The 16,227-nt window shown below is 64.5% G+C and carries 20 protein-coding genes; 10 read left to right on the top strand and 10 right to left on the bottom strand.

Annotated elements, in window-relative coordinates; genetic code table 11:
- The first annotated feature begins 29 nt into the window (after positions 1–29).
- Positions 30–1,085 (top strand): hypothetical protein, encoded by a 1,056-nt coding sequence (locus ACFO0G_RS11145; RefSeq protein ID WP_376977627.1) that lies wholly within the window; start codon positions 30–32, stop codon positions 1,083–1,085.
- A 177-nt stretch (positions 1,086–1,262) separates the two neighbouring features.
- Entirely contained in the window at positions 1,263–1,745 is a 483-nt protein-coding gene (locus tag ACFO0G_RS11140) for an SRPBCC family protein (RefSeq protein ID WP_376977625.1), read from the top strand.
- A 51-nt stretch (positions 1,746–1,796) separates the two neighbouring features.
- Here the strand turns inward: ACFO0G_RS11140 and ACFO0G_RS11135 are convergent, their stop codons facing one another.
- A complete protein-coding gene (locus ACFO0G_RS11135; RefSeq protein WP_376977623.1) occupies positions 1,797–2,300 on the bottom strand; it encodes a GNAT family N-acetyltransferase in 504 nt (167 codons plus the stop codon).
- Positions 2,301–2,489: 189 nt separating this feature from the next.
- Here ACFO0G_RS11135 and ACFO0G_RS11130 point away from each other — a divergent pair, with 189 nt between their 5' ends.
- Positions 2,490–3,401: a patatin-like phospholipase family protein gene (locus tag ACFO0G_RS11130; RefSeq protein ID WP_376977621.1), complete on the top strand. Its 912-nt coding sequence runs from the start codon at positions 2,490–2,492 to the stop codon at positions 3,399–3,401.
- On the opposite strand, the gene ACFO0G_RS11125 is transcribed toward ACFO0G_RS11130, so the two are convergent.
- Positions 3,382–3,768: a hypothetical protein gene (locus ACFO0G_RS11125; RefSeq protein WP_376977619.1), complete on the bottom strand. Its 387-nt coding sequence runs from the start codon at positions 3,766–3,768 to the stop codon at positions 3,382–3,384. The two genes, ACFO0G_RS11130 and ACFO0G_RS11125, sit on opposite strands and share 20 nt — an antisense overlap.
- Before the next feature lie 130 nt (positions 3,769–3,898).
- Between ACFO0G_RS11125 and ACFO0G_RS11120 the strand changes: the two genes are divergently transcribed.
- The gene (locus tag ACFO0G_RS11120) at positions 3,899–4,243 is read left to right on the top strand and encodes a hypothetical protein (RefSeq protein ID WP_286399448.1); all 345 of its coding nucleotides are present in this window, start codon (positions 3,899–3,901) and stop codon (positions 4,241–4,243) included.
- A gap of 94 nt (positions 4,244–4,337) precedes the next feature.
- Here the strand turns inward: ACFO0G_RS11120 and ACFO0G_RS11115 are convergent, their stop codons facing one another.
- The 4 genes from ACFO0G_RS11115 to ACFO0G_RS11100 form a co-directional block, all read right to left on the bottom strand.
- Positions 4,338–4,622 carry a DUF427 domain-containing protein gene (locus ACFO0G_RS11115; RefSeq protein ID WP_376977617.1) on the bottom strand — a complete coding sequence of 95 codons (285 nt, stop codon included), beginning with the start codon at positions 4,620–4,622 and terminating at the stop codon, positions 4,338–4,340.
- An 87-nt stretch (positions 4,623–4,709) separates the two neighbouring features.
- Positions 4,710–5,069 carry a VOC family protein gene (locus ACFO0G_RS11110; protein ID WP_286399446.1) on the bottom strand — a complete coding sequence of 120 codons (360 nt, stop codon included), beginning with the start codon at positions 5,067–5,069 and terminating at the stop codon, positions 4,710–4,712.
- A gap of 98 nt (positions 5,070–5,167) precedes the next feature.
- On the bottom strand, positions 5,168–7,048 hold the full coding sequence (locus ACFO0G_RS11105) for a pectinesterase family protein (RefSeq protein WP_376977615.1): 1,881 nt from the start codon (positions 7,046–7,048) through the stop codon (positions 5,168–5,170).
- Positions 7,048–8,418, bottom strand: a complete 1,371-nt coding sequence (locus tag ACFO0G_RS11100) for a pectate lyase family protein (protein ID WP_376977613.1) — start codon at positions 8,416–8,418, stop codon at positions 7,048–7,050. Before ACFO0G_RS11100 ends, ACFO0G_RS11105 begins: the two co-directional genes overlap by 1 nt.
- Before the next feature lie 197 nt (positions 8,419–8,615).
- On the opposite strand from ACFO0G_RS11100, the gene ACFO0G_RS11095 reads away from it, so the two are divergent.
- Positions 8,616–8,918, top strand: coding sequence for a hypothetical protein (locus ACFO0G_RS11095; protein WP_376977611.1), 303 nt, complete (start codon positions 8,616–8,618; stop codon positions 8,916–8,918).
- Here ACFO0G_RS11095 and ACFO0G_RS11090 read toward each other — a convergent pair.
- From ACFO0G_RS11090 to ACFO0G_RS11080, 3 genes are all read right to left on the bottom strand, one after another.
- The gene (locus ACFO0G_RS11090) at positions 8,905–9,684 is read right to left on the bottom strand and encodes an EAL domain-containing protein (protein WP_376977609.1); all 780 of its coding nucleotides are present in this window, start codon (positions 9,682–9,684) and stop codon (positions 8,905–8,907) included. The genes ACFO0G_RS11095 and ACFO0G_RS11090 overlap by 14 nt on opposite strands.
- A gap of 55 nt (positions 9,685–9,739) precedes the next feature.
- Positions 9,740–10,747 carry a LysM peptidoglycan-binding domain-containing protein gene (locus ACFO0G_RS11085; protein WP_376977607.1) on the bottom strand — a complete coding sequence of 336 codons (1,008 nt, stop codon included), beginning with the start codon at positions 10,745–10,747 and terminating at the stop codon, positions 9,740–9,742.
- Between the two features lie 199 nt (positions 10,748–10,946).
- A complete protein-coding gene (locus tag ACFO0G_RS11080; RefSeq protein WP_376977605.1) occupies positions 10,947–11,903 on the bottom strand; it encodes a zinc-binding dehydrogenase in 957 nt (318 codons plus the stop codon).
- A gap of 155 nt (positions 11,904–12,058) precedes the next feature.
- On the opposite strand from ACFO0G_RS11080, the gene ACFO0G_RS11075 reads away from it, so the two are divergent.
- From ACFO0G_RS11075 to ACFO0G_RS11055, 5 genes are all read left to right on the top strand, one after another.
- Positions 12,059–12,373, top strand: coding sequence for an ArsR/SmtB family transcription factor (locus ACFO0G_RS11075; RefSeq protein WP_286399428.1), 315 nt, complete (start codon positions 12,059–12,061; stop codon positions 12,371–12,373).
- The gene (locus ACFO0G_RS11070; protein WP_286399426.1) at positions 12,370–12,777 is read left to right on the top strand and encodes an SRPBCC family protein; all 408 of its coding nucleotides are present in this window, start codon (positions 12,370–12,372) and stop codon (positions 12,775–12,777) included. Before ACFO0G_RS11075 ends, ACFO0G_RS11070 begins: the two co-directional genes overlap by 4 nt.
- Positions 12,778–12,868: 91 nt before the next feature.
- Positions 12,869–14,809, top strand: a complete 1,941-nt coding sequence (locus ACFO0G_RS11065; RefSeq protein WP_376977602.1) for an ATP-binding protein — start codon at positions 12,869–12,871, stop codon at positions 14,807–14,809.
- A gap of 71 nt (positions 14,810–14,880) precedes the next feature.
- Positions 14,881–15,129, top strand: coding sequence for a hypothetical protein (locus ACFO0G_RS11060; RefSeq protein ID WP_286399423.1), 249 nt, complete (start codon positions 14,881–14,883; stop codon positions 15,127–15,129).
- A gap of 179 nt (positions 15,130–15,308) precedes the next feature.
- Positions 15,309–16,013 (top strand): SOS response-associated peptidase, encoded by a 705-nt coding sequence (locus tag ACFO0G_RS11055; RefSeq protein ID WP_286399421.1) that lies wholly within the window; start codon positions 15,309–15,311, stop codon positions 16,011–16,013.
- Between the two features lie 37 nt (positions 16,014–16,050).
- Here the strand turns inward: ACFO0G_RS11055 and ACFO0G_RS11050 are convergent, their stop codons facing one another.
- Entirely contained in the window at positions 16,051–16,215 is a 165-nt protein-coding gene (locus ACFO0G_RS11050; protein ID WP_286399419.1) for a hypothetical protein, read from the bottom strand.
- Between the last annotated feature and the right edge of the window lie 12 nt (positions 16,216–16,227).

Here is a 16,227-nt window from a genome sequence, read left to right as displayed (position 1 = left end):
AGACCCTCACGAGAAACAGGACCACCACCTTGCCTTCAAAGACAGTCAACATCACGACGGCGGCGCTCACCCTGGCGTTCGGCCTCCTTGCCTCGCAGCCCGCCTTCGCCGAAACAGCACAGGCGGACAGCACCAGCGACGGCAACCAGGCCTTCACCTTCGCCGCCATCGGCGATATCCCCTACGGAGCCAGCGAGATCGCCAAATTCCCCTCCCGGATCCAGGATCTTAATGCGGACAAGGACCTGAAGTTTGTAGCACACGTGGGCGATATAAAGAACGGTTCCTCCGTCTGCTCGGACGAATACTTCTCCTACATCCGCACCCAGTTCGACACCTTCACCCATCCGCTGGTCTACACCCCCGGCGACAACGAGTGGGTCGACTGCCACCGCACCAACAACGGCGCCTACAACCCGCTGGAGCGACTGGACAAGATCCGGGAGGTCTTCTTCAACCAGCCCGGCAAAACGCTTGGTACCACCATGCCGGTGAAGTCGCAGGAGGACCTGGGCCTCCCCGAGGACGTCCGCTTCGACAAGAACCGGGTGGCGTTCTCCGTCCTGAACGTCCAGGGCAGCAACAACTCCCTCCTGCCGTGGACCGGCCTGGGCAAGACCGCACTAACGCCGGAGCAACTGGCCGAAGTGGAGCACCGGACGGACGCCGTGATCGCCCAGATCCACCAGACCTTCACCGACGCGAGGCGCAGCAACGACCGCGCCGTGGTGCTCATGCAGCAGGCCGACATGTTCGATCCGTCGCTCCTGGCCGACGCCACCGCCAACCCGGACACCGTCTCCGGCTTCCGCGGGATCGTGCAGGCCATCGTCCAGGAAACCAACAACTTCGATGCCCCGGTGTACCTGGTCAACGGCGACAGCCACGTCTTCGCTGAAAACCAGCCTCTCGCCGCCAGTTCCCCGTGGCTGGAGATTTACGGCTCACCGGCCGCGGACAACCTGCAGCGCATCACCGTCGACGGCGCCAACAATGCTGTGGACTACGTCCGCTTCACGGTGGCGGGCAACAGCGCCAAGGGCGCAGACGTCCTGAGCTGGGAAAAGGTCCCCTTCAGCCAGTAGGCGCCACCGGAAAGCGGACGACGGCGGCGCCCACCCGCCGTCGTCCGCTTTGGTATTTAAGGCTCTGGACACAGCTGGCCCCCGGATCTATCGTGCAGGGGTGGCGGCTGCCTGGCTGGCAGGAAGGCCAGATCTGCCGGTCCGCCGTTGCGGCCGTCCGTGATGAGGAGGAAGCAGATGGAACACTTTCAAGAGGTTGAAGAGACCGTTGACGTCGCAGTTCCGGTGCGGACCGCGTACAACCAGTGGACCCAGTTCGAATCCTTTCCGCATTTCATGTCCGGAGTGGAATCGGTGATCCAACTGACCGACAGAACCAACCACTGGGTCACCAAGGTGGGTGGCGTCCAGCGGGAGTTCGACACCGAGATCGTTGACCAGGAGCCCGACGACCGCATCGCCTGGCGCAGCACCGACGGCAGGTCGCACGCCGGCATCGTCCGGTTCACGCCGCTGGACGCGGGCCACACCAAGGTCAAAGTCCATCTTGAATGGGCGCCCGAGACCGTCACCGAGAAGGCGGGGGCGGCCCTCAAGATCGACGAGATGCAGGTCAAAGCCGACATGCGGAAGTTCAAGGACTTCATCGAATCGCGCGGCTCGGAAACCGGCGGTTGGCGCGGTGACGTCAAGGACAGCGGGCCCGGCGGGCAGCTATAGAAATTAGGCAATTGCAGCAAGCGGACGACGGCGGGTGCCCACCAGCCGTCGTCAGCTTTCCTGGGTGCCGGGGGTGGGTCGCTGGAGGCGAAGCTCCATAAAGACGCTGTTCGGGTCCAAGACGTAGTCCGCAAAGGGCATGCACTCGGTGAAGCCGTGCCGCGCATACAGGCGGCGGGCGGGAGCAAAGTAGTCCTCAGTTCCGGTTTCCAAAAAGACGCGCTCAAGGTTTCGCTTCCGGGCGTCCTCGAGGATGTGTCCGAGCATGAGCGTGGCCACGCCGCGGCCCCGTGCAGTCGCGGTGGTGCGCATCGACTTGATCTCGCCGTGCCTTTCCGTCCCGGCGGGGGAGGCCAAGAGCTTGAGGGCGCCGCACCCCAGCAGGTTGCCGTCCTCGCGGGCCGTCCAGAACGAGATTGACGGTACGGACAACGCGGAATGGTCCAGGGCGTGCACGCTTCCGGGCGGCGAGGTGGCGTACATGTCGGCCAGGTGTTCACTCAGGAGCAGTTGGACATCGTCACGTGCGGGGTCGTCGCGGTCAATGGAAATCACCGCTCCAAATTTACCCGTTGCGGACCGTGCGGGCGGTGTGCCAAGATTCCCATGATCGTGACACGAGCCGAGGAGGTGGGACCCATGAAAGCTGTATCCGTAATGGGTGCTCCCTCGCAGCCTACGATCCGCGGCTGACCCAGCCGCTACCGGGAGCGCCGAACAGGCAATTCGCGAAAGGCGACTCCCATGAACACAACATCTTCTTACCTCCCGCACGCCACGCCGGCGGGGAATTCCCGCCGCGCACTGGTCCTCGGCGGCGGCGGCTCCACCGGCAACGCCTGGTTGATTGGCGTCCTGGCCGGCCTGGCTGATGCCGGACTGGACGTGACCAATGCCCACATGGTCATCGGAACATCTGCAGGATCCACGGCTGCCGCCCAGATCGCCGGCTCAACTCCCGCGGAACTCTATGCCGCCGTCCTCGATGCTCCCCTTCCGCAGCGGCCCCGTCCCGCAGGAACCCCGGCTCGCGGGGGCCCGGTGCCGAACCATCTAGAGCGGACCGGCAGGATCATCGCCGCCTCCACGGACGCCTCCGACATGCGACGCAGGATGGGTGCGGCCGCACTCGACCTGGCGGCTGACTACGACGGCTCCGAGCGGTGGCGGGCCACTGTCGCCGCGCGCCTGCCCCGGCAGGAATGGCCAGACCACGAGCTGCTGATCACTGCGGTCGATGCCAGTACCGGGGAACCGGCGGTGTTCCACCGCAACAGCGGCATCGATCTGGTGGACGCTGTGGCGGCCAGCTGCTCCAGCGCCTCCGCGTACCGGATCGGGGACAACAGCTATATCGACGGCGGCTACCGGCGCAACGAGAACGCCGATTTGGCCGCCGGGTACGGCCTGGTCCTGGTGCTGTCACCCTTCGGCGGCAGGACCCGCATGCCACTTGAGTGGGGAATGCAGTTGGCAGCGCAGGTTGAGGAACTGCGTGCCGGCGGCAGCAGAGTCGAGGTGATCGGTCCGGACAGCGATGCTGAGCACATGTTCGGACCCAACGCCATGGACCTGTCCCTGCGGCCCGCCGCGGCCCAAGCTGGACATAACCAAGGCAAAGCCCTCGCCGGGAGGCTTACGGAATTCTGGCAGTGAGTGGAAGGGGGGAAAGAAAAAGCCTCTTTTCGTGCGTTCCCTGAACAGTCATCTGCATTTCCGCAAAAGAGAAGAATAAGATGCTGGGCTGGTCGTCGGAAATAAACGGCAAGGCGATGTTCTCTGCCGGGTTGTACTTCGTGAAAAGACGTTGGGTGCCTGAAGTGCCGGATTTGCGGGGGCGCTTGCAGGACTGGATAAAAAAATAAAAGTGGGTATGGTATCGGGTAACGCAAGCAAAGAAAGGCGTGATTCCGATGTCCGGAAAATCCCCCAAAAGCGGCGCCGCTAAAAAGGTCGGCAAGTCAATTCTCGAAAAACGTGCCGAAAAAAGAGCCAAAACTGAAAACAGTGAGCTGAATTTCACCAAACCGCGCAAGAATCAGCGCTGACCATGCCAGCGGGCGGCCGCCGGGTCTCCTAGCCTGGGGCCGCCCGCGCCAACACTGCAGAAACGAAGGGCAGCCATCAATGGCGTGACCCCCAAGGACAACACCATGCTGACCCCATTCAACGCGCTCGTCGTCCCCACGCGCCTCACCCAACCGGTCCACATCAAGCCGATCCACCTCGACGAGACGGCCTTCCAGAAGATCGCATCAGGCGGCATCGGCCTCCTCGCGGGCACCGATTGGCACGTCTACCTGGACAGCCACACTGACAGGACGTTCATGAATCCCCGCGCTGAGGTGCTCATTCGGGAGGCTGGAACCGACCTCGACGGAACGATCCAGGGGACGGCCCTTTTCCTGGGCCTGGACAGGCGGGATAAAGAATGCGACGCTCCCCGCCACCTCATCAGGCTTGCCGAGCAGCTGTTCGACCTGCCGCTCGCCGCCTAGCCGGCCCAGCGCTCAACGGCGCGTGCTGGGCCACACTGCCGGGAGAGCGGACGACGGCGGGTTCCCACCCGCCGTCGTCCGCGTCCTATGCCCGTTAGTCCTCGATGGTGACGCCGCGCCAGAAAGCGATCCGGTCCTGAATGTGCTTGGCGCGCGGCTTCGCCTCGGGGTAGTACCAGGCCGCGGCCTCGTTCAGCTCACCGTCCACGTCCAGCGTGTGGTAGCTGGCCGTGCCCTTCCACGGGCAAAACGTGTTCTTGTCGCTGTCCCGCAAATAGGCGGGATTCACGGCCTCGCGCGGGAAGTAGTGGTTGCCCTCCACCACCACGGTGTCCGACGATTCGGCGATGACTTTCCCGTTCCAGACAGCCCTGACCATGAGTTCCCTTCCGTCGCTGCCGCCCCGTGAAGGATGCGGTTGTACGGATGCCAACGGGTTGGTCGGAGGCATTGTTCCCGGGCGGCGCTAGCGCGGGCTTTTGTCGATCACGCAGAACCGGTTGCCGTCCGGATCCTCCAGGACCACGAAGTCGGGGTCGTCCGGGTACGAATCCCAATCAACCCGCTGCGCACCGATCGATACCAGCCGCTCCACCTCCGCGGACTGGTCGTCCGCATAAAGGTCCAGGTGGATCCTTGGATGGTGCTGGACAGGGGTTTCACTGAGCATCAGGGACAGCTCCGCACCAGGGCCCGACGACGGCACAAGGGTCACCCAGGTTTCGTCGCCTTCTTCCCGGGGGACATAGCCAAGGGCGTCATGCCAGAACTTGGTGGCAGCGGCGACGTCGTTGACGCCGAGGACAATGGTTCCGATGGTCAGCATCCGCCCAGCCTAGACCCGGCCGGTGCGGCCCGGCTAGGGATGGCCGGCAGGGGAAAGGCCCGGTTCCGCGGTGGAACCGGGCCTGCCCCTGCCTGTCGTTACGCTGCCGGTGCCGACGGCACTACGCTGCAGTCCGCCGTCGTTCCTTCCAGCTGGGGTGCCCAGCCGTCCGTACCCTGCAGGTAGTTCCGGACCGTGTAGTTGCCCGCCTCCGGCCCGGGCAACTGCGGGCGGTCAGGGGTCACCTGGGCTCCCGGTCCGCGGTTGTTGTACTCGTGGAACCGAGCCTCCCGCCAGGAGAAGCCGCTCATGTCCGTCCACGGGCTGCCGGAAATATGCGCCCCGAGCCACGAATCCCGTACCAGGACCTGGGCCACTGCCTTCGGGTCGCCGCTTGGATGCCACGGCCTGCCGAGGTGGACGCTGTCCCTGGCGGCGTCGGACACCAACCGGCACTGGTCGAAAAGGTAGCCGTACTTGATGGAGAGATCCTGGCTTCCGGCGGTGACATACCCGTTGTTCGTGGTGGAACCCCGGTCCAGTGACTTGATCTCGCAGGCGCTGAACACGGCGGTGCCGCGGCCGAAGATGAAGTCGACGTCCCCTTCCACATAGCAACGGTCGAAATAGAAGCGGGCCGGGACGCCGGCGCCGGGCGAGTTGACCAACAGGGTGTCCTGGTTGCCCAGCAGCCTCACCTGCGAAAGCACGGACCGGTCGGCAGTGATGTGCAGTGCCACGGCCTGGCGGTCCTTCATGCCCATATTCGCGGCTTCATCGAAATCATTGCTGATGGTCAGGTTCCGGGCCACAAAGTCCGGCCCGTCGATCCGGACCGACGCGCTGCCGGACGTCCCGTAATTCCCGCTGCCGTCCGGCTTGGGCGTGCCCGACGCGTTGTTGAACACGAGCAGAACGTCCTCCGGCCTGCTGCCCTGCCCCACCAACGAGACCCGGGGCTTGTTCGCCGGCACCCGGAGTGCTTCGCGGTAGGTTCCGGGCTGGATCCGGATGACTGTCCGCTGCGTACTGCCGGATGGAATGGAGTCGACGGCCGCCTGGACCGTAGCGAACGCTTTGCCAGGCCCCACGTCCAGGGTTCGCGGCACATCCACCGGGCGCTCGCTGGGCCAGAACATTGCCATCAGGGGGTCTGTGCCGGCGTCAATGTTCAGGAAGTAGCCCGGCGGCGCAATCTCTTTCTGCTGCAATTCGCGTGCCACAAGGCGTGCAACGGAGAGTGCCCCTGCCGCCTGGAAATGGGTATTGTCCTCCGAACCCTGCGGATACTGCGGGTGTTCGCCGGGAGCCAGGAACAGGAACTGCCTCTTGGTCCCCTCCGGACCCAGCTTCTGCCACAGCTCCTTGGAAGAGACCGTCAGGTCCACCAGCGGCGTCCCCGTCGCTGCGGCGAGGTCCCGCACTGCCTGTGGGTACGCGCCGTGCGAATCCTGGGCAGTACCGAAGGAATCGAAGCGCCGCCGTTCCACGGACGTCACCAGGACCGGCTTGCCGCCGCGTGCCCTGGCACCGTCAATGTACCGGCCCAGGTACTCCTTGTAAGTGGAGCCCGGAAGCGTTCCGCGGCTGGGGTCTGAAACTTTCTCATCGTTGTGGCCAAAGGAGATCAGGAGGTAGTCGCCCGGCTGCATGAGAGTGAGCACCCTGTCCAGCAGCCCTGCGTCGGCGAAGCTCTTCGAGGAGGCTCCCGACCACGCGTAATCGAACACCGTGGCCTGAGGCCCCAGGAGGAGGGGGAGTGCCTGGCCCCATCCCGCGCGGGGCCGCTCCGACTGCTGGTACGCCGACGACGTCGAGTCCCCCACCACGAAGATGACCGGTTTGGTGCGGGGTTTGGTGGGGTCGGGGCTGGTTTGGGCAAGCGCGCTCGCCATACTTGTTCCCGACAAGGCCACGGACCCCGCGGTAAGGGCCAGCGTTGCCAGGACGCTGCGCCGGCTGGGCTGGATGGCGGCCATCAGGAGTCGGCCCCCGAGGTAAAGATGGGGCCGGTGGAGTTCTGCAGCAGGGCCGGCACAGCCTGGGCAGGATGGACCTGGGTGCGGAAGGCGGGTGCCCAGGAGGTGTCTGCTGCCAGCTGGTCTGCGGGCGCGGCAGCGGCGTTGTACTCGGCACGAATGTCAGTGATCTTGCCGTTCACAGCATTGCCGATGGTGGTGATCTCGGTTCCCTTATAGCGGCCGATGATGTCCGCGGCGGTGATCCCGTCCGGCAGGGTGAAGGCGTTGGCTTCCGCATACAGATGGGAGCTGAAGCCGGCGCCGAGGCTGTACTCGTAGGGGATGGGGCTGTCCGCCGCTACCTTGTAGTGGTTGTTGTAGACGTCCACCTGGCCAAAGCGGACCCGCGGAGCGCGCTGGCCCACGTTCTCGAAGATGTTGTGGTGGATGGTCACCCGGAGCTTGCCCGGGTCGCCCCGCGTGGCTGAGTCGGTGGAGCCGATCAGCAGCAGTTTGTCGTGGTCGGAGAAGCGGTTGTAGGACATGGTCACCAGGTCCGAACCGTTGGTGACATCCACTGCCCCGTCGTGCACCTGGTAGGGGCGGCCGAAGTAGAGCGGCTGCGAGCTGTCCAGGTTCGGGGCGTCCGTGAACGAGGAGTGGTCGATCCAGACATGTGTGGCTTTGTTGATGACCTGCAGCAGGTCGTATTCACTGTTCCAGTTGCCTTCGGCCCCGTCTGTGGGGTCCCAGGCGGGGAAACAGTCGGCGGAGTCCCGCAGTGTGAGGTTGCGGACGATCACGTTGGTGGCACCGTTGATGCGCATCGCCGCGCCCGTGATGCTGCTGTCCGGAGTGGCTCCTACGATGGTGGTGTTGCTGGGGATGTCCCAGCGGATGGTTTTCGCCTGCTTGGCGGCGGCCAGTCGGCGGGCGGCCTCTTGCGGGCCCGCGGGCTCCTGGTCGCGGCCGTAGGTCGCGGGGTCGAAGTCGGTCAGGTACTGCTCCAGGCTGTACCCGGTGCCCTGTGCGTAGTCCTGGCAGGTCAGGGGCGAACCATCCGCTGCCGTGTTCGCGTTGATGGTTCCGTGGACACGGACGATCTTCGGCTGGGTACCGGCTTCCGCGAAGGCCGCCAGCATTTCGGCCTTGTTGTGCACGTCGTATACATGGGCAGCTGATGCTGTTGAACCGCCGGTGGTTCCTGGTCCCTCGGCCGCCCAGCCATCGCGCGGGGCGAGGATCTGGCGTTCCAGTGGTGTCTGCGCCGTCTGGGCTGCGGGGTCGGCAGCAGGGTTTGGAGCCGCCCCTGCCTGGGTTGGAATGATGAGGGCGCCGGCTACTGCCATTGCTGCGGCTAAAGACAGGTGGGCATGGCGTTTTCGCATGTTCTCTCTTCCGTCATTGGAATGAACTGCGCCCCGGTCCGCGGTCCACTATGACGCCGATCACTGGAGGGCGCTGACAAGGACCCTACCGAGAAAGCGGTTTCTCGGCAATAGAAGTGGCTGATGTTTTTGGAGAGGCGAAAGGGGCGGCCCTCCTCCTTGGTGGGCGGGCTGTGCTCCCAGCTAGACTCGCGGGCATGGGGGAAAACACCGTAGATCATGAACGCCAACCGTCGCGTCGGGGCAAAGTTGCTGCCGCCGTCGTGCCCTTATGCGGACTGGTGGCGGTGCTTGCCGGGGGCCTGATCGCTTACCTGAACCGTGACTTTGTGGGCTGGTTTGCGTACGCACCGCTGAGCAATCAGCCGTTCAGCGTGCCCGGTGCCGCCTTTATCACGCGGGGCACCCAGTTCGGCCTGACCCTGGCAGTGGCGGGGCTGCTGATTCTCGCGTTCTGGGCGGGATACAGGCTGGGCCGGAGGGGATCTACGCGGCCGTAGCGAAGGGTCGAATCTCCGGCAGGGTCTCGAACTCCGGTTTGGCGAACCAGTAGCCCTGGAACAGGCGGATCCCGGCTGCCTTGAGCACCCGGAACTCTTCCTCCGTCTCGATGCCCTCCGCGAGGACCTTGATGCCGAGTTCCCTGGCGATACCCCCAATGCCGGCCACCACTGCCTGCCGGGCCGGGCTGGTGTCGATGCCCCGGATCAGCTTCATATCGATTTTCATCAGGTCCGGCTGGAAGTCCACCAGCAGCCCCAGTCCCGCATGCCCGGCGCCGAAGTCGTCGATGGCCGTGGTGAAGCCGTGCTTGCGGTACTCGGTAATGATGTTGGTCAGATGGCCGGTGTCGGTGACTTCCTCGTTCTCCGTGAACTCGAACATGATGGACGACGTCGGGAAGCCGCAGCGTGTCGCAGCCAGGAGCGTGGCGCGGAGGCAGGCTGCCGGCTCATAGACTGCGTTGGGCATGAAGTTGATGGACAGCATCAGCTCTTCATCCGCCGGGAACAACCGGGATGCCAGTTCGATGGCCTTCACCCTGCAGTCCTGGTCAAAACGGTACCGTTGTTCCGGCAGCACTCTTCCCAGGACCTCGTACGCACCCTCGCCGGACAAGCCCCTGACCAGGGCCTCATAGCCCCAGACGCGGCCCGCCTCGGCGTCGTAAATCGGCTGGAAGGCCATGCTGAAATCGAAGTCCAGCCGGGAAGATGCGGTGCAGCCGTCACAAGCCAAAGTGGGGTCCTCTCTAGGGTTACTCAAGAGTAGGACACCACACCACCTGCTGGGAGAGGTCCCGGACAGGAAGGAGCAGAGGTCAGGGACTGGGTTTGTTGATGGGCTTGTCCAACGCCAGGCTGATGGTCTGGCCCGGCACCAATTCGCCGCTGGGCAGGTCGGTGAAGTCATACCAAGCCCCGGCGGTGCCCGAGCTCGGACGGTTGGCTGAGCGCAGCTGGTCAACACCGAAGCGGAAGGCAACTTGCCGCTCGATGTCGCCCGGCGCGGTGGTATAGGTCAACGGGATGCCGTTGGCGTCGGTGGTGAAGGTTCCCTGGGCACCCTTGATCTTCAACTCGCCCGGAATCAGGCGAACCTTCGTACCGGCAGGAATGGGCTGGTCCCCCGCCAATGATGGGTTGTACAGCAGGATCTGTGCAGTGGTGGACCGGTATTTGTAGCCAAGGCTGTCGAACGAATCGCCTTCCACCGTGGTGTAGTAGACGGTTTGGCCGAACGAGTTCTTGATCTCGGCTCCGGCCCCCGAGCGGCTGTCCACCGGGTTTTTTTGCAGGCGGATGGCCCTTCCGGCCTGGATGAAGAAGACGTTCCCCTTTTCGTAGGCGAACGGAACCTTGTTGGCTTCCGCCAACTGCTCCTCGGTCAGGTTGAACCGGTAGGTGATGCCGGCCAGGCTGTCGTCGGGTTCCACTGTGTAATCCATTGGAATGCCGTTTACTTCGCCCGTGGCAGCGCCCATTGCGCCCCGCGTTGGACCGGCCGGCATCAGCCGGAGCTTCGTGCCCGCAAGGATGACGGCTCCGGGCTGGAGTCCGTTGAACCCGGCCACCTTCGCCTCCGAAAGCTTGTAGGCCCTGGCCACTGCCGCGAGCGTGTCGCCCGCTGCCGTGGTGTAGAAGTCCACGTTGCCAAACGAGTCCCGCACAGTTTCCCCACTCAGCGCGGGCTTCGCGGCCGAAGACGCAGTGGGGGCGGGGGTGGACTGGACGGCTGCCGCCGGCTCTGCCGGGTGATCGGAGTAGGTGCATCCGGCCAGCCCGAGCGACAGAGCAACGAGGAGCGCCGCTGGCCGAGTCAGGGGCACGCCCGTCGTCGTCTTTGATGTACTGCTTCCCGCCATGAGTATGCCCCCAATAAGTCCAGCTGCGCCCGGCCAAGGCCCACAACGGACCAAAGCGAGCCTAGTGGATGAACCGCGGGCGCGCTGCAGGAGCCGTCAAAAAAGTCAGCGGACGACGGCGGGACGCGCCCGCAGTCGTCCGCTTGGGAAGCTGCGAAGCGGCTTAGTCCTCGTAGACCGCGATGAAGCGGCCCACCACGCCGCCCTTGCGCAGCTTGTCGATGGCGCCCGGGATGTCCGCCTGCTTGATGAGGTTCATGGGCGGGTTCAGCTCGCCGGACTTCATGAGGGCGTAGAGGTTTTCGAGGTCCTCCTTGGTGCCGGACTTGGACCCCTTGATGGAGAGCTGGTTGATGATCAGCGGGTAGGTGTTGATGGTCGCTTCGAGGCGTCCCATGCCCACCTGGACCAGCGTGCCGAACTCGGCGAGGGTTTCAAGCGCCGCGGACGTGGTGGTGCCGAAGCCGGCGTAGTCCACGATAAGGTCCAGGTTCTTGTCCTTGAAGGCGGTAATGGATTCGGCCACTCCGACGAGGCCGATCTCGCCGGCGAGCTTTTGCGTCTCGGGGTTCACCTCGGCGCCGTAGACCTCTGCGCCTGACAGCGCTGCGACGCGGGCGCCGATGTAGCCCAGGCCGCCCAGGCCGATCACGCCCACCTTCATGCCCGCCTTGGCCCCGCCCACAGCCATGATGGCGTGGTACGCGGTAAGTCCGGCGTCGGTTGCCATAGCGCCCAGCTCGAAGGAGACCTCGTCCGGCAGCTTCACCAGGTTGTCATCGGTGGCGAGGAGTTTGGGTCCGAAGCCGCCGTCCCATTTGCCGTAACCCAATGCGTCGCCGTCCTTCATGACGGGGGAGAGGCCAACCCGGTCGCCAACCTTCCAGTGCTCCATTCCGGGACCCACTTCCGTGATGACGCCCGCATTCTCGTGGCCCATGGTGCGCGGGAGCTCAGGGAACAGCGGCATCCAGCCGGCGTCGTCGATGGCGGTGACGTCGGAGTGGCACACCCCGGCGGCCTTGACGCTGACCACCACCTGGCCAGGACCTGCACTGGGGTCAGCCACTTCGTTCAGCGTCAGGGGGTTATTGGTACCGGTGAACTGCCATGCCTTCATGGGGCATCTCCTTCGGATCCGTTGGATAAGTTCATGCATTTGCATGCAATTCCACACTACGCCTGTTCCGGCCCAGCGTAGTCCGGCCGTGACGGAGGGAACATGGCTGCTGGTCGTGATCAATGCGTCGGATATTTCCGACGTATACTGGGCTGGTGCTTCCCGATGTCTTCGCCGCCGTGTCCAACCCGGCGCGGCGCGTCATCCTGGACGAACTGCGGCAGGGGTCACGCACCGCCGGTGAACTCACCGGCCTGCTGCACCTCAGCCGTCCGGCCGCGTCCGAGCACCTTGCCGTGCTCCGGGGAGCCGGCCTGGTGCGGGAGGAACGCCAGGGCAGGAACAGGGTGTACTACCTCCAGCCTGCCCGGCTCGCCGAGATCGGCGGCTGGGTAAAGCACTTCGAGCAGTACTGGAACCAGCGGCTGGACGCCCTGGGGGACCTTTTGGACGAGGAGAAACCTAAATGACTGAGAACGCCATCAGGCTGGAACGCCGCTACCCACACCCCGTTGCCGCTGTCTGGGCCGCGCTGACGACGCCGGAACTCCTGGCCCGCTGGTGGGCTCCGGGCAACATCGCGCCCGTGGTGGGCCACCGCTTCAGCATGGACATGGACGCCTGGGGCCAGCAGCAGTGCGAAGTGCTCGCTGTTGACCCCGGCACGTCCATCAGCTTCCACTTCTCCGAAGGCCAGCTGGACACCACCATCACCTGGCGCCTTGAGCCCGTGGACGGCGGCACCATAATCCACTTCGAGCACGCCGGCTTCCAGTTGGACACCCCTATGGGCCGCCACGCCATCGAGGGCATGGGTCATGGCTGGCCCGGCCTCCTGGCCCGCATTGACGGGGTTCTTGCGGGGGTGTCCTGACCTCTCTGCCTGCTGCTACGCTCCACGTAGTTGGCCCGTCGTTGCGCCTTTGGGTTGACCATCAGCTTCGGTTGTGAGCGAAGGAACCACCATGACGGTTGCCCAGATCCAAGTGGACCAGCGCGTGATCGGGATCGATTCCCGGCGCTTCGCATCGGTTGAGAAGGCGCTGGTGGAGCTCATCACCAACAGCGATGACAGCTACGCGCGGCTGGAGAGAGCCGGCGACACCGTCACCGGCACGATCGTAGTCGGCTACCAGCGGCACCACTCAGGGGCGGTGCTGATGGTGACCGACCAGGCGGAGGGCATGTCCTTCGAGCAGGCCGGCCGGATCCTCAGCTACGGCGGCGCCCACAGCCCGCTGGCCCGCGGGGAGGGATCAGGCCGCGGCTACTTCGGGCGCGGGCTCAAACAGGCCATCTTCGGACTGGGCCACGGCTGGATCGAGACCATTCGAAGTGGCCGGTTCACCCGGATCGACATCTTCCGGGGCCGGAATGGCGGCTACCTTTATGACGACGACGGTACGGACCGCCAAGCGTTCGCTGCGGACTACGCCCGGCTGGATCTTCCAGACGGCGCCAACGGCACCCGGGTCACCATCGTTGTCGACAACCCGCACGCCACCATCACCCAGCAGGCAACACTGCTGCAGCTCCTCGCGGACAACATCTACCTGCGGGACGTACTGGACCGGCGCACGGTGGAGTTCGTGCACGGGCACCCTGGTGACGGGGATTACGCCAGCCACAGCGTCCGCTTCATGGAACCGCCGGCTGTCACGTTAGTGGGCCCGGATGAGCCGGGCAGCTTCAGCGTTGACGGTGCGGAGTACGCGTTCACCGTCACGCTTAAGCGGGCGCAGGACGTCGAACTGACACTGAAGGGCGATGAACGGACCGCTGGCCTGGTGGTGGAGTCCGGCATGGCTGTGCTCGACTGCCAGATGTTCGAATACGAGAACCAGGTGGGCACCGAGTATCTTTTCGGGACGGTGCGTTGCCCCGCGCTGACCGAAATGCTTGGCAAAGGTAGGGCCATCATCAGTGACGAGCGTGAAGGCCTGAACCCCAAGGACCCGTTTGTCGCGGCGTTCTCGCGGGCTGTGAGCCGGATGATCGCGGCCCCTGTCCAGGCAGAGAAGGAAAAACTCACTCACCTGGAACGGGCCACTACATCCGGGCGAACCGCCGAGATGATCGAGCACCTGCTTCAGCACATGAGCGAGGCCGCCATCCTGGACCTGGGCCTGGAGACGGCACCTGGTGTCCGGAACGGGGACGGCGCGCAGCCGCCAGAGTCACCATTACCGGCGGCACTGCGGTTCACAACGCCCTTCTATTACCGGCCGCCGGTGCATCCGTTCCACGTTGCCCTGCTGCTGGATCCACACCAGCTGCCCGTTGGCGAAACTTTGGCTTTCGAACTGGACCTTCCGCCCTCGATCCACCTTGACCCGCTGCCTGCACCGGTTCCAGTCGGCACCTTGGCGGAAACCCTTCGGCTCGAATGGACGGCAACGGGGGACAAGGCTGGAGACCACGGGGAAATCACCGCCCGTGCCGGAGACTACTGGGCGCTGTGCGAAGTGGTCATCGCCGAGCACGCCTCACACCGCAGCGCAAACCAACCTCCGCACCAAGCCGTCGCCGCCCCCGGAAGGCCGCCGGGACCGCACCGCCAGGTCCGCCATCCGAGCAGAGACCACGGCGTGGACCTTTTTACGGGCTACGACTTCCGCAGCCTGCACAACAGCACGGACCGTGCCGTGTACAGCGAAGTGGAGCGAAAAGTCATCATCAATACCGCAGCCCCCACCGTCCAGCTTTATGTCGACGGGCGGGGCCGCTTCCGCGACTCCGCCCGTTTGTTGCTCGCAGAACTCTTTCTTGACGTGATTTCGGACGAGCTGGCAAGGCGCAGCGTTGAGCAGCATGGCCATGCCGGGGACCTCGAAGCTTTCAGGAACGCCAAACGCGCAATCATCGGCCGCTACGGCAGCGAAATACACCGCACCTTCCTGAACTGAGGCGGGGCGGGACCGGCGCATCAATGAGTGCGGGGCGTTTACTGCCCGACCGGGAAGGGTAACGATGGGGTATGACTGATACCGGAGACGGCGGCGCCAACGACCCCTTTGACGGCAATGACGAGCTCGTGGCCGGAGCGGATCCCGAAGCAACGCCTGAAACCATTGCCGAGGATGTCCGCCACGACATCCAGCTGGGCCAGGTCCAGGACGACGTAAGTCACGTCCTGGAAGAACGCTTCGAGGAAGCAGGCATCGATGCCCGTCCCGAAGAAGTGGACGACCTGGCTGAGGAAATCGAGCGGGACGCATCGAGTTGAACCACGGCGCCTAAAGCCGGCTCAAGCGGGCGGGCCTGAAACGGCGGGTAACGACCTGGACCAGTGCGCTGGCCGTGTTGGGCGCATGGCTCTGAGGAGTCATACCGGTGGTCCAGGTGGCCCGTCCCGTCACATGCCCGGTCAACTGCAGGCCAACCTGAATTGGGGAGAATTACTGCATGTGCGGCAGATACGTGATGTCCAAGGCCACTGGTGACCTTCTGAGTTACTTTGACGCCCAAGAAGTGGAAGGCACTCCGCCCCCGCCAAGCTGGAACGTGGCCCCAACGGAGCCGGTGCCGATCGTGGCTGAGCGGCTGGACGAAGGCAGCATGGAACGGCACCTGCTGGTGGCCCACTGGGGCCTGGTCCCGTCCTGGGCCAAGGACATCAAGATCGGCAACAAGCTGATCAATGCCCGCAGCGAGAGCATCCTGGAGAAGCCGGCATTCCGCAAGGCAGCTGTGAAAAGACGCGCCATTCTTCCTGCCGACGGCTACTACGAGTGGCAGAAGACGGAAGACGGCAAGAAGATCCCCAACTACCTTTACTCCGAGAAGGAGCCGATGCTCGGCTTTGCCGGCCTGTACGAATGGTGGGCCGATCCTTCAGTGCCGGAGGATGACCCGGGCCGGTGGCTCCTGAGCTGCACTGTCCTGACCACCACCGCCCAGGACGCCTTGGGCCATGTCCACGACAGGTCCCCGGTGATCATCCCCCGCGACCGTTTCGCTGAGTGGCTGGACCCGGACCTGACGGACAAGAACGATATCCAGCACCTGCTGGACTCGCTTCCTGAACCTGTCCTGGTGCCGCGCGTAGTGAGCACCAAGGTGAACAGCGTGCGGAATGACGGGCCGGAACTGATCGAGCCTGCTGAGTGACGACGCTGTCGCGGACCCGGAGCCAGTCAACTGCTGCTTAGGGCCAGTCGGCCCGGGTGAAGCGGATCGGGCTGCGCATGGTGAGCAGGCAGTCGGACGTCCAGTCCGCCACTTTGTGCTGTACATCCAGTGATTCCGGCGCGGCAACCTGCTGCGCGTCGCGGTTTGCGGCGTCCGTAGGACTTTCAACTGTGCTTTTCATTTGTCCCCCTTG

It is taken from the genome of Arthrobacter sedimenti, from assembly GCF_042652025.1.
Lineage (GTDB): Bacteria > Actinomycetota > Actinomycetes > Actinomycetales > Micrococcaceae > Arthrobacter > Arthrobacter sedimenti.
This window is presented reverse-complemented; position numbering and strand designations above follow the sequence as displayed.

Excerpts from the sequence above, each read along its gene's own strand:
- ACFO0G_RS11105 (WP_376977615.1), bottom strand. The coding sequence starts at position 7,048 with ATGGCCGCCATCCAGCCCAGCCGGCGCAGCGTCCTGGCAACGCTGGCC.
- ACFO0G_RS11060 (WP_286399423.1), top strand. The coding sequence starts at position 14,881 with ATGACTGATACCGGAGACGGCGGCGCCAACGACCCCTTTGACGGCAAT.
- ACFO0G_RS11110 (WP_286399446.1), bottom strand. The coding sequence starts at position 5,069 with ATGCTGACCATCGGAACCATTGTCCTCGGCGTCAACGACGTCGCCGCT.
- ACFO0G_RS11055 (WP_286399421.1), top strand. The coding sequence starts at position 15,309 with ATGTGCGGCAGATACGTGATGTCCAAGGCCACTGGTGACCTTCTGAGT.
- ACFO0G_RS11140 (WP_376977625.1), top strand. The coding sequence starts at position 1,263 with ATGGAACACTTTCAAGAGGTTGAAGAGACCGTTGACGTCGCAGTTCCG.
- ACFO0G_RS11115 (WP_376977617.1), bottom strand. The coding sequence starts at position 4,622 with ATGGTCAGGGCTGTCTGGAACGGGAAAGTCATCGCCGAATCGTCGGAC.
- ACFO0G_RS11080 (WP_376977605.1), bottom strand. The coding sequence starts at position 11,903 with ATGAAGGCATGGCAGTTCACCGGTACCAATAACCCCCTGACGCTGAAC.
- ACFO0G_RS11070 (WP_286399426.1), top strand. The coding sequence starts at position 12,370 with ATGACTGAGAACGCCATCAGGCTGGAACGCCGCTACCCACACCCCGTT.
- ACFO0G_RS11065 (WP_376977602.1), top strand. The coding sequence starts at position 12,869 with ATGACGGTTGCCCAGATCCAAGTGGACCAGCGCGTGATCGGGATCGAT.
- ACFO0G_RS11130 (WP_376977621.1), top strand. The coding sequence starts at position 2,490 with ATGAACACAACATCTTCTTACCTCCCGCACGCCACGCCGGCGGGGAAT.
- ACFO0G_RS11120 (WP_286399448.1), top strand. The coding sequence starts at position 3,899 with ATGCTGACCCCATTCAACGCGCTCGTCGTCCCCACGCGCCTCACCCAA.
- ACFO0G_RS11095 (WP_376977611.1), top strand. The coding sequence starts at position 8,616 with ATGGGGGAAAACACCGTAGATCATGAACGCCAACCGTCGCGTCGGGGC.
- ACFO0G_RS11100 (WP_376977613.1), bottom strand. The coding sequence starts at position 8,418 with ATGCGAAAACGCCATGCCCACCTGTCTTTAGCCGCAGCAATGGCAGTA.
- ACFO0G_RS11050 (WP_286399419.1), bottom strand. The coding sequence starts at position 16,215 with ATGAAAAGCACAGTTGAAAGTCCTACGGACGCCGCAAACCGCGACGCG.